Genomic DNA, 14916 nt, shown 5'->3' with positions numbered 1-14916 from the left:
GATCGCCGTCATGAGGTGTGCGGTGCCGCAGACCTCAGCAGGCTGTGCAGACGCTGGTTGTCGCTGTGTGCGCGTCGGCGCGCCACGACGATGTTCGCCGCGACGGCGATGACTGCGGTGAGCGCGAACGTGATCCACCAGATCCAGCCGCCATCCCACTTCATGCCCAGCCAGGTCAACGCGACCCAGATCAGTGCGGCTACACCCGTGCCGATGGCGGGAACGAGCACGGCGCCCTGGGTTCCGCGGTTCGGCAGCGCGTAACGGGCCACGAGGCCGATCAGTGCGCCGCCGAGGGCGACAAACAGAAGCTCCATCAGTGCTTACGCGACGAAGCCGACGCGACGCGACTCTTCGGAGCCGATCTCGACGTAGGCAAGCCCGCTCGTGGGGACCACGTAGATGCGACCCTTGTCGTCGCCCAGCTTGAGGTAGCCGGTGGGGTCTGCGAGAGCGGCAGCGACAGCCGCCTCGACCTCAGCAGCGGGCTGGGAGGTCTCAAAACCGATCTCGCGGGGAGAGTTGAAGATGCCAATGCGGATGTCCACCAGGTGCGCCTTTCGTTGACTACTCGCCCAGAGTACGACAGAACGGGCGCAGCCTCGAACACCGTTCACTGTCGGCGCAACCCGGTACCGTGTAAAACGTGACACCTACCGCACCAGAAATTGCCCTCGACCCCTCGCAGCAGGCGGTTCTCGACCTCGCCGACGGTCAGTGTGCGTCGGTGCTCGGCGCTCCGGGAACCGGCAAGACGGCCGTGGTCGTCGAGGCCGTCGCCGAGCGAGTGCTGGGGCGAGGGTATTCCCCGAGCGAGGTGCTCGTGCTTGTTCCGACACGCTCGGGCGCCACCGAGTTGCGCGACCGTGTGTCACTTCGACTGGGGATTCCGACAAACGGACCTCTGGCTCGAACCGCGAATTCAGTGGCATTCCAAATCGTGCGGGGGACTGAAACGCGCGAGGGACGCGCCAGCCCGACGCTGCTGACCGGCGGCGAACAAGATCAGATCATTGCCGAGCTTCTGCAGGGGCATCTCGATGAAGGCTCCGGGCCGGTCTGGCCACCCACACTCGGCCCCGAGGTGCGCCGGCTGCGCGGATTCCGCACCGAACTGCGTGACCTCATGATGCGCGCCGTTGAGTACGGGGTGACGCCCGCGCAGCTTGCCGCCTGGGGCAGAGAAACGGGGCGCGTCGAATGGGAAGCCGCGGCAGACTTCATCCGTGGCTATGAAGAGGTGAAAGACCAGACCCGTCCGGGGCACTACGACTCCACCGAACTGTCCCAATTTGCCGCAGCACTCGTGCGTGCGGCACCCGCTGGGGCGGCGGCGCAGGGCGAGCTCGGACCGCTCGCCGGCCTGCGCTTGATTGTGCTCGACGATGCCCAAGAGGCCACCCAAGCCACCCTGTCATTGCTTGCCCAGTTCGCAGCCCGCGGCGTTGCGATTCTCGCGGTCGGCGATCCCGACCTGTCGACGGGCTCGTTCCGTGGTGCCCACCCCGATTCGTTGGGTCGACTCGACTCCTACCTCGGCGTCGAGCGGATTCAGAGCTTCACCCTCGGCACGGTCTATCGCCATGGCCCGGAGGTGCGTCGGCTCGTCGGCGAGGCCACACACCGCATCGGTGCGGCGGCGGCCGGAACGCAGCGGGCAGCGACGGTGGCACACCAGCCCGCCGCTGTCGAAGCCGACCACGCAGCCGTCGAGGCTGACCGCGCAGCCGTCGAGGCTGACCGCGCTGACCACGCCGCTGGCGATGTTGCTGCAGTCGATGCCGCTGCCGACCCGGCCCCATTCGATGCTGTGCAGAGCATGGTCGTGGGCAACCCGGCCGAACAGCTCGCGGTGATTGCCCGGCGTCTGCGTGAGCGCCACATTTTGGGCCAGGTTCCGTGGGGACAGATGGCGGTGATCGTGCGTACCGGAGCACTGGTTCCGGCTCTCTCCAAGGGATTGGCAGCTCTCGAAGTCCCCACCCAGGTCGCCAGTGCCCAGACTGCGCTGCGTGATGAGGGCGCCGTCGCCGCATTCATTCTCGCGCTCGAGGTGACTCTCGGGCGTCGTGCCCTTGACGCCGAAACCGCGACCGCACTGCTCGGCGGTCCGCTTGGCGGTCTCGACCCCATCGCGCTTCGCCGCTTGCGCGCCGCCCTGCGCCAGCGTGAACTGAACGCTGACGGAAACCGCACGGCAGACGCACTGCTCGTGAGCGCACTCGTCGAGCCGGCGACCCTCGAAACCCTCGACAACCGCATCGCCCGCAAGGCGTTGGCGTTCGGGCGCAGTCTGGCCGAGGCATCCGCCGAATACGCTGCGGGCGCCACGATCGAAGAACTTCTGTGGGGGCTTTGGCAGCGCAGCCGCCTCGCCGACATCTGGCATGAGCAATCCACCGCAACAGGAATCGTGGCCGACGAAGCCAATCGCAACCTCGACGCCGTCGTGGCGTTGTTCTCGGCTGCCCAGCGCTTCGTCGAGCGCACGCCCGCCGCGCCGCCCGTGCAATTCCTGGCCCATCTGGTCGACACCGACGTGCCGGAAGACACCCTGGCCCCCCGCGCTCAGGGCGATGCGGTGATCGTGGCGACGCCGAGCGCCGTGATCGGCCGCGAGTTCGATGTCGTCGTGCTGGCCGGCCTGCAAGAGAACGTCTGGCCCGACCTTCGCGTGCGCGGCTCCTTGCTCGGCGCCGGCGACCTGGCGGCCCGGGCCGGCCGACAGGACTCGGCCTCGACGGATGCCCGCACCGCGGTGCTCCACGACGAATTGCGCATGTTCGCCCAGGCGGCCTCCCGGGCGCGGCATGAAGTGCTCGCGACGGCGATCGCCAACGAAGACAATCAGCCCTCGGCGTTCTTCCGAATGCTGCCCGACCCCGAGCCGGCCGAGGCCGCGGCGAACCGGTTCCCGCTCTCGCTCCGCGGCTTGGTCGGCCGATTGCGACGCGACCTCACCGGGGCGCTCGGACGGTCGCACCCGGACGACGAGTTCGCGAAGCGTCGAATCAGCGATGCCTCGGCGGCCTTGGCCCGACTGGCCGGCGCGGGGGTTGCGGGCGCGCATCCGAGCGAGTGGTACGGAATCGTGCCGCCGAGCACCACTCGCCCCCTCAACGACAATCAGTCGCAGCCTGATGCTCAGTCGCAGCCTGATGCTCAGTCGCAGCCTGATGCTCAGTCGCAGCCTGATGCTCAGCCGCAGCCGGATGCTCAGTCGCAGCCGGACGGTGCCGTGCGCGTCTCGCCGTCGAAGATGGCGTCGTTTGAGGCCTGCCCCCTGCACTGGGTGATCGGACAGGTCGGTGGCGGTGGAACAAACACGGCCGCCAACCTCGGCACGATTGTGCACAAGGTCATGGAAACCGCTGTCGACGTGACGCCGGAGGCACTCTGGAAAGGGGTGGACGAGCGCTGGGGTGAGCTGGTCTTCGACGCCGAATGGCAATCTCGGGTCGCAAAACTCGAGGCTCGGGCGCTCACCGATCGGCTGGCCTCGTACCTGGGCGACTTCTCCCGCTCGGGCGGCAGCCTGCTCAGCGCAGAAGGCGGTTTCACGGTCGCCGTCGGCGATGCCGTTCTCTCGGGCACTGTCGACCGGGTCGAGCAACTGCAGGACGGTCGGGCCGTGATCGTCGATCTGAAAACCGGTAAAGGCGACCCGATCAACGACGCGGGGGTCGCCGATCATCCACAGCTCGGCGCCTACCAGCTCGCCTTTCAAGAGGGCGCCATCGAGGGCATCCCCGACGGTGTCGACCTGGCCGGCGCACGCCTGGTCATCGTGTCGTCGGGCACCCAGAAGAAGAACTACCGCGACCCCACCCAACAGCCGCTCACCGCCGAGCAACTCGACACCTTCCGCGCTCGCGTGCAAGCCGATGCCGCGGGCATGGGCGGCGCCCTCTTCGTGGCCGAACTTGCCACGCACTGTCTCGATCCCTGGTCGTTTGGATCGTGCCGACTTCACATCATCAAGCAGGTCAGTTCATGAGCCCCACGTCGTCGCATCCGCCCATCTCCGCCGTGCAGATCGCCGAGGCGCTCGGCATGTTCCCGCCCACGATCGAGCAGCAAGCGGTGATTGAAGCGCCGCTGTCGCCCACACTCGTTGTGGCCGGGGCCGGCAGCGGAAAGACCGAGACCATGGCCAACCGAGTGCTCTGGTTGTTGGCCAACGGGCATGCACGGCCCGACCAGATTCTGGGTCTCACGTTCACGCGCAAGGCAGCCGGTGAACTGGCGCAGCGCATCAACAACCGCATCGAACAGCTCGACGAAGCCGGACTTCTGCCGACTGCGTCGGCGGGAGGTGCAGAGCCGCACCCCGAGGCTGCGGACCTGTTCAACACTCCGACCGTGTCGACCTACAACTCGTTTGCCAGTCGTCTGTTCAGCGACAACGCTCTCCTTCTCGGTCGAGAGTCGGAATCTGTTCTGCTCACTGAAACGTCGGCCTGGCTTCTCGCCCGTAGCGTTGTGGTGAACCAGGGGGATCACCGGCTCGTCGCGTTCGGCAAGAGTGTCGATGCTGTGACCGACGCCGTGCTGCAGCTCAGTCGCGCACTCGCCGAAAACCCGCCGCCGGTGGATCAGGGCGAGGCACCGACGCACGATCTGGCCGGTCTGGCCGCGAGCTTCGACTATCTGGCCGATTTACCCTACGGATCTACCCGTAAGAAGAAGCCGTACGACTCGGTCATCGATTCCATTGCGGCCGTAGCCCCGTTGCCGGTGCTGGCCGAATTGGCCGACCTCTACCAGACCGAGAAACGTCGACTCGGGCTGATCGAGTTCTCTGACCAGGTGGCGCTCGCCCTGCAGGTCTGTCAGAAGGTCGAACGCGTTGTTGCCGAATACCGCGATCAGTACCGCATCGTGTTGCTCGATGAATATCAAGACACCTCGGTTCTGCAGACCGAGCTGCTGCGCACGCTTTTCGCGCATCACCCGGTGATGGCCGTCGGCGATCCACACCAATCGATCTACGGCTGGCGCGGGGCCAGCTCGGCGAATCTGCTCGGTTTTGCTCGAGACTTCTCCGGCCGCGCCAACCGCGATGCCCCGACCATGTCGCTCTCGTACACCTGGCGCAACCCGGGCGCCGTGCTTGATGTGGCAAACGCGCTCGTCGGGCCGCTCTCCGACGAATTGCGGTCACAACCCGACGGCATCCAGGTCGACACACTCAAGGTGCCGGCCGGCAAAGCAGCGGGGCTGGTCGAGGCCGCCCTCTGCGAGACCCTGGCCGACGAGGCTGCGCTCGTCGCCCGCTGGTTCGCCGCGCGGCTGTCGACCGAGAGCGAGAAGTCCGGCGCCATCCTGTTTCGGGCACGGCGTGAAATGGAACTGTTCGCCGATGCGCTGCGGGCCCAGGGCGTGCCGGCGCACGTGCTCGGGCTCGGTGGTCTGCTGTCCTCACCCGAGATCGCCGATATTGTCAGTGTGCTTCGAGCCGTGCACGACCCCTCCGCGGGCAGCGAACTGATTCGTCTGCTGTCGGGTGGGCGCTGGCGGGTGGGCCCGCGCGATCTGCACACCCTCGCCCGGGTCGCGAGTTGGCTGGCCAGTCATGACTGGGCCCAGCACGCCCTGAGCGACGAGTTGAAGGCGAAACTGCGGGCTTCGGTTGCCGGTGACGACACCAGTTCACTCGTTGACGCCCTCGATTTCGTGTCGACGGCATCGCGAGCGCACGGACAGCTGGCCGGGTTTAGTTCCGACGGCCTGGACCGCTTGCGTGCGGCGGGCGCCCAGCTCGCCTGGTTCCGCTCTCGGGCCGGTCTGCCTCTGCTCGACTTCGTACGGCTCATCGAGCAAGAGATTCTGCTCGACGTCGAACTCGTCGCGAATGAGACGAACAGTCTGGGCCTGGCCAATCTCTACGCCTTTCATGATGCGATCGCGGCCTTTCTCGACAGCGACGAGAACGGCTCGCTGGGCGGGTTTCTGCGCTGGCTCAGCCGAGCCGAACGGCAGGACGACATGGGTCCGCGCGGCGAGGCCGCTGAGGCCGGGGCGGTGCAATTGCTCACCATTCATGGGGCCAAGGGCCTGGAGTGGGACTATGTCGCCATTCCGAACCTGGCCGAGAAGAGCCTGCCGGCCCAGGCTCGCGACGGCGCCGGCTGGCTGCGGTTCGGCGAACTGCCGTATCCGCTGCGTGGCGACGCCGCCGAATTGCCCGAACTGCGCTGGCGCCAGCATGACAGCCAGCTCGACTTCGACGAGGAGTTCCGCGCCTACAAGGCTGCGTTGACGGCTCGTCACGATGCCGAAGAACGCCGACTGATCTATGTTGCAACGACTCGGGCACAACACGAACTCTTGCTGACGGGGGCCTTTTGGGCGAATGGCACCACCCAGCGCGTCCCCAGCCGGTATCTGACCGAACTCGTCCAGGCGGGGCTGATTCCGGCGCTGCCCGAGGCCAGCGAGCATGAGGAGAAGCCCGAGTCGAACCGGGGCGACGCGCCGAGCTGGCCCTTCGATCCGCTCGGCACTCGTCGCAGCGTCGTCGAAGCCGCGGCGGCTGCGGTTCAGCAGTCAGTAGACGCGCCGACGGATACTGTCACGCCGTGGTCGCGCGACATCACCCTGTTGCTGCACGAGCGGGCACAACGCCTCGCCGGCGCCACAGCCGCCACGGTGCCGCCCCGCATTCCCGCGTCGAGGTTCAAGGACTACGTCGACGACCCGCACGCGGTGGCTGCAGCGCTGCGCCGGCCGATGCCGGAGCGGCCGTATCGGGCGACGCGGCTGGGTACCCTGTTTCACTCCTGGGTTGAACAACGTTCGGGCGGCGGGGCTCCGCTGGAGTACATCGACGCGTCAAGAGACGAACTCGATCTCGACGTCGACGATCTGGCGGCTGACGGGGTTGTGCCGGGCGGAGAGCACGACTCCGCGCGCGAGCTCGCCCGATTGCAGGCCACTTTTGAGCGGTCGGCGTGGGGGAGCCTGCAGCCCGAAGAAGTCGAGATCGAGATTCATTATGTGCTGGCCGGTCAGGTGTTCATCTGCAAGCTCGATGCGGTCTATCGCACCCCGACGGGCTATCAAGTCGTCGATTGGAAGACCGGGAAGGCGCCAAAAAACGCGGCAGACCTCGAACTCAAACAGACGCAGCTCGCGCTGTACCGCTTGGCCTACGCGACGTGGAAGGGCATTTCGGCCGACCTCGTCGACGCGGTGTTCTATTTTGTTTCCGACGACACCGTGATCGCACCGGACCGGCTTTACTCCGCCGACGACCTGGTTGCGGCCTGGTCGTCGGTCGAGGTCGCACTCTCGCGGGCACGCTCGGCCTCGATCGAGTAGGCAGCCGTGGCATTCGGGTCGAAAGGCTCATCGGACGCGGCGGGCATGACGGGCGTGACGCGCTCGACGGGCTCATCGGGATCGGCAAACGGGTTGGACGCCGGGTAAACGTCGCCGTCCGATCCGTCTGCTGAATCGCTTGACGGGGCGTCATCGGACTCAGATCCGAACATCGCCGCGAGCTCCGCGCGGTCGAAACTATCGGTGTGCATGGCCGAACCGTGCGGTGTGGCGCCGCGGGAGGCGGCATCGCGCGGCGTCGCATCCAGCAGCGTCTCGACGTCGTCGACATCAAGAACCACGCCGGTGTCAGTCGAGAGCGAGTCTGACGTGTTGCTGTGCACCGTATCGACGAGACCGTCGAGCATGGCGACGGCATCGTCGACGATCTCTTGATTGCGGGTGTCCGAGCCGTGCAGCAGCCACCGAGCCAACTCCAGTTCGGCATAGAGCATGGCGCGCTGGGTGAGCCGGGGATCTCCGCCCTGGCGTGCAGCCAGATACGACGAAATCGCGGTCTCCGCGGCCTCACCGCGGGCGGCGAGCAACCAGTTCAGGTCACGTGCCGGGTCCCCGACAGCCAAGGCGGCCCAGCCGAGCACGCCCGATACGGCATCGTCGACGATCAGGAACGATTCGTCAGAGAGTGAGCCGTGCACCACCGTGGGAGCGAACTGCCAGAGGGCGTCGTCATCGGTCGCCTGCTCCCACCGGCGCAGCAACGCGGCGGGCAGATAACCGGTGCTCGCCGCCCGATCGATCAGGGCGATCGTGGCGGTGCGACATTCATGGGCGGTCTGCTGGGAAAGCCCGGCATCGGCGATGAAGGCTGTGGGCAGGCCGTGGATGGCGGCAATCGCACGCCCGATCGAACCGGAGACACCGACGTGGCCGGTGAGGGCATCCGTCTCGAAGGAATCGCCGGGCAGCAGCTCATAGACGATGGCGCGGGTGGGGCCGGTCGGTGTCTGGCCGAGGAACTCTGGAATATCGAAGGGCAGTCTGCTGCGATTTCCGACGGTGAGTGCGCGCAGCGCCACCAGGTCTGCCGACTGCTCGGTCTCTGCCGACTGTGAGCGGGGAACCCGGATGATCAGCTCGCGACCGTCGCGGTCGATGATCAGCGCGGAGTCGAACAAACCATGGGAGCGCTGGCTGTGCATGCGCGCCTGGGCAACGTCGAGCCCCGGAAGAGCAGAGGTGGCCAACGCGGCTAGAGTGAGATGGGATCTGGCCATGCCTTCTAGGTTAGGTCGAGTTCGGTTCCTCGTGGTTGTTCGCCACGCCATCACAGAAATTCGAGAAGCGCAGAGCTCGACTTGAGAAGGGGCCTTCGTGTCGTTCGCCTTCACCGCACATTTGCCGTTGTCCAGACACGAGATCGACAGGGACGGTGTAGCACGGGCCAACCCTGCGCTCTTCGACCAGCTCTGGCAGGACGAGGCCACGCGGCTTCTCCCGGTGTGGGGCGGGAAGGTGCTGCTGGCACCGGCGGAGCAGGGTATGCCACGACTTGCGCTCTGTGCCCCGAGCCAGGTGCCCACGGCATCCGTGCGCGTTTATTTGGGCCTGTCCCTGGCGACGGATGCCGCCGAGCCGGTGGGTACCCCCCTCGTCGCGGTCAGCCTCGACAACGCGGCTGCGGCAGAACTGGAGCCCGACGAGTCACGATGGGTCTCGCCGCGCACCGTCGTCGCAGAACTCGCGGATCGCGACGCGGGTGCCTGCGCTGAGGCTCTGGGAGTGCTGAACTGGCATGCCTCGCACATTCATTGCCCGCGCTGCGGCAGCACGACCCGGATCGAGGACGCCGGCTGGACGAGGCGCTGCCCGAACGACGGTAGTCAGGTTTTTCCGCGCACCGACCCCGCGGTGATCGTTCTCATCACCGATCAGAGCGATCGGATTCTGCTCGGCTCGAATGCTATGTGGGAGCACAACCGGTATTCGCTGCTGGCCGGCTTCGTCGAACCGGGCGAATCGCTGGAGGCGGCGGTCGTGCGCGAAATGGAGGAGGAATCGGGGTTGCGGGTCACTGACGCCCAGTACCTCGGGTCGCAGCCGTGGCCGTTTCCGGCCTCGCTCATGTGCGGTTTCACCGCGCGACTGGCCGACGACCAGTCGCCACACGATCTGGTGCCCGACGGCGAAGAGATTCTCGACCTGCGGTGGTTCAGCCGCGACGAACTGCGCGCGGAAGCCGAGCGCATCCTGTTGCCCGGTGCCTCCTCGATCGCCCGAGCAATGATCGACCATTGGCTCGCGGGCCACGGCCACGGTGACGACCAGGGCGTTGAGGCCGCGTCACCGGTTCCTCGATGAGCGCCAGCGCGGCATCCCTGCTCGCCGGACTCGATGATCAGCAGCGAATCGCAGCCGAAGCCTTGACCGGGCCGGTCTGTATGCTCGCCGGCGCGGGCACCGGAAAGACCCGGGCGATCACCCACCGCATTGCGTACGGGGTGACGAGTGGCGCGTACGCGCCCAACCGGGTGATGGCGCTCACCTTCACCTCGCGTGCGGCCGCGGAATTGCGCGGCCGACTGCGTCAGCTCGGTGCCGGCGGGGTCGCCGCACGCACCTTTCACGCCGCGGCGCTGTCGCAGCTGAACTATTTCTGGCCGCACGTCGTCGGAGGCCAGGTGCCGCGTCTTCTCGATGGGAAGGGTCGCTTGCTCGGGCATGCCGCCGAGGTGCTGAAGCTCAAACTCGACACTCCCACCCTGCGCGACCTCGCCGCCGAGATCGAATGGCGGAAGGTCTCGGGGCTCAGCATCGAACAGTATGCCGCCGGCAGCGCACAACGCACTCTGCCCGGACGCCTCACCATCGATCAGGTCGCGGCCCTGCACGAGACCTATGAACGGTTGAAGGACGACCGTAAGCAGCTCGACTTCGAAGACGTGCTGCTGGCCATGGCGGGCATGATCGAGAATGAACCGTCGGTGGCCTTTCAGGTGCGGGAGCAATACCGCTTCTTCGTCATCGATGAGTATCAGGACGTCTCGGCACTGCAACACGATCTGCTTGCTTTGTGGCTGGGCGACCGCCGTGACCTCTGCGTCGTCGGCGACGCGAGCCAAACCATCTACTCGTTCGCGGGCGCGCGCAGCGACTATCTGCTCGACTTTCCGAAGCGTTACGAAGACGCCACCGTGGTGCGGCTCGAGCAAAATTATCGCTCGACGCCCGCCATTGTCGCCACGGCCAATCAGCTCATGCGTGGTCGGCCCGGCGCGCTGTCGTTGCACGCAGCGGCGCGCACGGTCGGCCCGGAACCGAGCGTGCGCGACTACCCGTCCGATCTGGCCGAGGCCCGCGGTGTGGCACAACAGATCCTCGAACTGATCGAGGCGGGCACCCCGCCGGAACATATCGCCGTGCTCTACCGGCTCAACGTGCAGGCCGCCGCACTCGAAACCGCGCTCGGCGACGTTGGCGTGAGTTTCAAACTTCACGGCTCGAAGCGGTTCTTCGATCTGCCGGAGGTGAAGCAGGCGGTGATGTCGCTGCGTGCGGCATCCGTTTCGATCATCGGCGAACCGCTCTTTAAATCTGTGAGCGACGTGCTGCGTTCGCTCGGCTGGAGCCAAAGCGCACCCGAGGCGCCGGGTTCGGTGCGTGACCGGTGGGAATCGTTGAACGCACTGATGGGGCTCGTGGATCAGGCTGCGGCGGGCACGACGTTCCGCCAGTTCACCGACGACCTGATGGAACGCCAGGCGGGCCAGCACGAACCGACGGTCGCCGCGGTGACCCTGGCCACACTGCACTCGGCGAAGGGCCTCGAATGGCAGGCGGTCTTTGTGATCGGGCTCTCCGAGGGACTCGTGCCGATCAGCTACGCGACCGGCTTTGAGCAGATCGATGAGGAGCGCCGCCTGCTCTACGTCGGTATTACTCGGGCTAAACGGATGCTGGCGCTCAGCTGGTCGGCATCGGGTCGCGATCAGCGCGCCCCGCGCGAACGGTCGCGTTTTCTGACAGAGCTCGGCATCCGCACTGCTCGTGCGAGCGGTGGGCGTACCGCGTAAGGCGTGCGGTTGCCGGGTCAAAGCCGAGTGACGTGGCCGTCAGCTCTGATCTGCCTCGGTGCAGGCGATCCTGCACCAGGCCGGCCACCCTGCACGCCACATCCAGCGATGATCGCGCCGTCTCGGTCGGGGCGGTCTGCCCAGCGAGCTGGTAAGCGATGGCCGGCCAGGCCGAGTCACTCTCAACCCGATGCAGTTCGATGCAGCGCAAGCACGGTCCGGCGCCGGGCTCGACCAGCGGGCCGATGCGAACTTCTTGGTCGCTGAAGACGACGGGCAGGTGCGGGATATCGCGGCGCAACCAGTGCGCGTGGCGACGGGGATCGAGGGCGTAGTGGGCGACCAGCACGGCCAACGCCGGGCCAGAACCGGGACGCTTTTTCGGCGTGGCACTGTGGGCGGCGTCATCGTCGGGAAGAATGTGGTCGACGCCGTAGCCGAGGTCGGCCAGGCACCGTGTGATCAGCGCAGCGGTCGGCCCGACCCCGTCGACGCAGACGCGGAGGGTCGGGGGAGTGGGCACGGGGAGGCTGCTGCCAACCGCGCCGGGTCGATCCTCGCCGGTGACTTCGAGTACCGGTCGCAAGGCACGAAGCAGCGCGGCGAGTTCGGCGTCTGTGGCCCCGCACTCACGGCTCATCATCACGACCGCGGAACGGGGCACTCCGCTGCGCAGCAGCGACAGCACTCGTTCGAGTGCGACACCGACAACTGGAATGACCGCGAGGGGCTGGTCGATTCCACACTGGATGCTGGTGGGCGTGCGCCACACGAGCGGGTACCGGGGGTTCAAGCGGATGACCATGCGCCGATGATGCACCCATCGGCCCGGGCCGCGTGCGTCTTTTCCACAGGCGCGGCCGGGTCGGGCCCCCGGGCCGGTGACCCGCTACTGCTCGTGCGGCCTGTCGGTTCCTTCGTCGTTGAGCAGGTCTTCCAGCGCCTGATCGACTTCGTCGAGCACCGGCTCGTCGCCGGCCGCCGCCGACTGCAGGCGCGCGACGAGTGACTGGGGGTCATCGAGGTCTGCACTGGACGGCAGGATGTCCGGGTGGGCCCAGAGGGCGTCCCGGGCGTCGTTGCCAACGGCATCCGTCACGGCTTGCCACATTGCTGCGGCATCGCGCATGCGGCGTGGTCGCAGATCGAGGCCGACGAGAGTGGCGAAAGCCGATTCCGCCGGTCCGCCTGACGCCCGACGTCGGCGCACGGTCTCGGCGATCGCGTCGGCCTTGGGCAGACGGCTGGTGGCTTCGAGGGTGACGACATCGACCCAGCCCTCAACGAGGGCAAGCATGGTCTCGAGGCGGGCCAGGGCGGCAAGCTGTGCATCGGTCTTCGGCGGAATGAGCGAACCGTTCGTCATCGCATCGCGCAACTCTTCGGGGTTGGCCGGGTCGAAACCCTCGGCCAACTCTTCGAGTTTGCTCGAATCGATGCTGATTCCGCGGGCGAAGTCGGTGATGGAACTGATGAGGTGCAACCGCAGCCAGCGGGAGTGCCGGAACAGGCGGGCGTGGGCGAGCTCACGCACCGCCAGGTAGATCTGCACCTGATCGGCGGGCACGTCGAGTCCGTCACCGAACTCCGCGACGTTCTGGGGGAGAAGCGCAGCCTGCTGCTCGCTGAGCAGAGGGATTCCCACATCGCCGCCGGAGACGACCTCGCTGGAGAGCTGGCCGATCACCTGGCCGAGCTGCATTGCGAAGAGCGTTCCGCCCACGCTGCGCATCATCTGGCTGGCGCCGGCGATCATGCTCTGAAGTTCTTCGGGAGCCTGCTCGGTGAGCACGCGGGTGAGCGAATCGGAGATGCTGCGTGCAACGGGTTCGGCAAGCTGGGTCCAAATCGGCGTCGTCGCGGCGACCCACTCCGTGCGTGTCATCAGGCGCGGGGGTGCGGTGAGTTCGGCGACGGCGATCACGTCATCGAGCCAGAGCGCGGCGATATTGAACGCCGCATCGAGCTGAGTCCGCTGCTCAGTCGTCACGTTCAGCTGGCCGGCCAGGGCGCGATCCCGACCCTGCTTCAGCGTGATGTCCCAGTTGATGGCGCCGTCTTCGCTTCCGCGCAAGGCGCCTTGAAGCTGGTTCATGAGCGCAGCGACGCTCGCCGGGTCGTTCGGCAGGCCGGCTGCGCCGGCGAGCTGGCTCGGGTCGATTGAGGACTTGCCACTCAGGATGTCGCGGAGCATGTCCCGGAACTCGTCTTCGGGATTCTGACCTTCATCGGGTCGGGGGTCGTCGGCCACTTCAGGCACCTCTCAGTTGCGTGCTTCTACGCTAGTCCGAGATTCCCGTGTATGACTGAGAAATGTCCTAGGCTTGAACGCTTCGGTGTGCGCTGATCGCGAACATCCGATGCATCCGATGAATTGCAGGGAAGGAGCACGGTGGCTCTCTTCACCGACGACCAGACCACCGGTGGAAAACCGACACGGCAGGGTCCCCGCGCGGGCTGGATCGTACTGGGGGTTGCGGTTGCATCCGGACTCATTCTGGGCCTCATGCCCGCGCAGTATGTGATCGAACAGCCCGGTCCGGTGTTCAACACGCTGGGAACCGCGGCCAATGCCGACGACAAACAGGTTCCATTGATTTCGATCCCCGACGAAACGACGTATCCGACCGACGGCACACTCAATCTGCTCACCGTCTCGGTAGTCGGAAATCCCGACAATCGCCTCAACTGGCTGCAGGTGGCCGGCGCCTGGTTCGACACGAGTAAAGCGGTGGTTCCGCTCGAGAGCATCTTCCCGGCCAACGTGACGTCGGCCGAGCGTGACGCCGCGAACGAGGTGGCAATGGTGAACTCGCAGCAGGATGCCGTCGCCGCGGCATTCACCAATCTGGGCATCGCCTACACCGACACCGTCTCGATCGTGTCGCTGCTCGACGGATCCCCGGCCACCGGCATCTTGAAGCCGGGCGATCAGGTGGTCGCCGTCAACGGCGCGCCGGTGACCAGCGTGACCGAGCTACGTTCCGCACTGAAAGCGAATGGGGCCGGCACTCCGGCGCAACTCGACATCGTGCGCGACGGAGCCACGAGTACCGTCGCGGTGACCCCGGTCGAGAAGGATGGCGCCGTCGTCGCCGGCGTGAATGTGCAGCTTCAGTATCAGTTCCCGTTCGACGTGAAGATCGAGCTTGACCGGGTCGGCGGCCCGAGTGCCGGAATGATGTTTGCGCTGGGGATCATCGACAAACTCTCACCGAGCTCGCTGACCGGCGGAGAGAACATCGCGGGAACGGGCACCATCGACTCGGCGGGAACCGTCGGGCCGATCGGCGGTATTCAGCAGAAAATGGTGGGGGCGAAGGATGCGGGCTCGAACTGGTTCCTCGCACCGGCCACGAATTGCAGCGAGGTGACCGGCCACATTCCGGACGGACTTCGAGTGTTCGCCGTGAAGACGCTGGACGATGCGCTCAACGCACTCACGGCAATTCGTTCGGGCAACGGCATCGACGCCCTGCCCACCTGCCCGACAAACTGAGAAAAGCTGGGAATTCTCTCAGGGCCTCCTGTCTAGGATGGTGACGACCCTGATTCAGCA

Annotated in this window: 10 protein-coding genes; 5 read left to right on the top strand and 5 right to left on the bottom strand. The window is 66.4% G+C overall.

All coding sequences use genetic code 11. The features are described from left to right. Positions 1-8: 8 nt before the first annotated feature. Together HNR05_RS07415 and HNR05_RS07410 are read right to left on the bottom strand one after the other, a co-directional pair. Positions 9-317: a hypothetical protein gene (locus tag HNR05_RS07415; RefSeq protein ID WP_179578434.1), complete on the bottom strand. Its 309-nt coding sequence runs from the start codon at positions 315-317 to the stop codon at positions 9-11. A 6-nt stretch (positions 318-323) separates the two neighbouring features. After that, positions 324-548 carry a DUF3107 family protein gene (locus HNR05_RS07410; protein WP_179578433.1) on the bottom strand — a complete coding sequence of 75 codons (225 nt, stop codon included), beginning with the start codon at positions 546-548 and terminating at the stop codon, positions 324-326. Between the two features lie 98 nt (positions 549-646). Here HNR05_RS07410 and HNR05_RS17925 point away from each other — a divergent pair, with 98 nt between their 5' ends. Both HNR05_RS17925 and HNR05_RS07400 read left to right on the top strand, forming a co-directional pair. After that, positions 647-3997, top strand: coding sequence for a PD-(D/E)XK nuclease family protein (locus tag HNR05_RS17925; protein ID WP_179578432.1), 3351 nt, complete (start codon positions 647-649; stop codon positions 3995-3997). Continuing rightward, positions 3994-7323 carry an ATP-dependent DNA helicase gene (locus HNR05_RS07400; protein WP_179578431.1) on the top strand — a complete coding sequence of 1110 codons (3330 nt, stop codon included), beginning with the start codon at positions 3994-3996 and terminating at the stop codon, positions 7321-7323. Before HNR05_RS17925 ends, HNR05_RS07400 begins: the two co-directional genes overlap by 4 nt. Here the strand turns inward: HNR05_RS07400 and HNR05_RS07395 are convergent. Continuing rightward, complete coding sequence (locus tag HNR05_RS07395; RefSeq protein ID WP_179578430.1) at positions 7242-8561, bottom strand: phosphotransferase; 1320 nt, start codon at positions 8559-8561, stop codon at positions 7242-7244. The two genes, HNR05_RS07400 and HNR05_RS07395, sit on opposite strands and share 82 nt — an antisense overlap. A 97-nt stretch (positions 8562-8658) precedes the next feature. On the opposite strand from HNR05_RS07395, the gene nudC reads away from it, so the two are divergent. Both nudC and HNR05_RS07385 read left to right on the top strand, forming a co-directional pair. Continuing rightward, on the top strand, positions 8659-9645 hold the full coding sequence (gene nudC, locus HNR05_RS07390) for an NAD(+) diphosphatase (protein WP_179578429.1): 987 nt from the start codon (positions 8659-8661) through the stop codon (positions 9643-9645). Continuing rightward, complete coding sequence (locus HNR05_RS07385) at positions 9642-11357, top strand: ATP-dependent helicase (RefSeq protein ID WP_179578428.1); 1716 nt, start codon at positions 9642-9644, stop codon at positions 11355-11357. Before nudC ends, HNR05_RS07385 begins: the two co-directional genes overlap by 4 nt. On the opposite strand, the gene HNR05_RS07380 is transcribed toward HNR05_RS07385, so the two are convergent. Next, positions 11248-12162, bottom strand: a complete 915-nt coding sequence (locus HNR05_RS07380) for a TOMM precursor leader peptide-binding protein (RefSeq protein ID WP_179578427.1) — start codon at positions 12160-12162, stop codon at positions 11248-11250. The genes HNR05_RS07385 and HNR05_RS07380 overlap by 110 nt on opposite strands. An 84-nt stretch (positions 12163-12246) precedes the next feature. Further along, positions 12247-13608: a zinc-dependent metalloprotease gene (locus HNR05_RS07375; protein WP_343062502.1), complete on the bottom strand. Its 1362-nt coding sequence runs from the start codon at positions 13606-13608 to the stop codon at positions 12247-12249. A 141-nt stretch (positions 13609-13749) separates the two neighbouring features. Between HNR05_RS07375 and HNR05_RS07370 the strand changes: the two genes are divergently transcribed. Beyond that, positions 13750-14856: a YlbL family protein gene (locus tag HNR05_RS07370; RefSeq protein WP_343062501.1), complete on the top strand. Its 1107-nt coding sequence runs from the start codon at positions 13750-13752 to the stop codon at positions 14854-14856. Positions 14857-14916: the final 60 nt, after the last annotated feature.

This window comes from Leifsonia psychrotolerans (assembly GCF_013410665.1).
Taxonomy (GTDB): domain Bacteria; phylum Actinomycetota; class Actinomycetes; order Actinomycetales; family Microbacteriaceae; genus Cryobacterium; species Cryobacterium psychrotolerans_A.
This window is presented reverse-complemented; position numbering and strand designations above follow the sequence as displayed.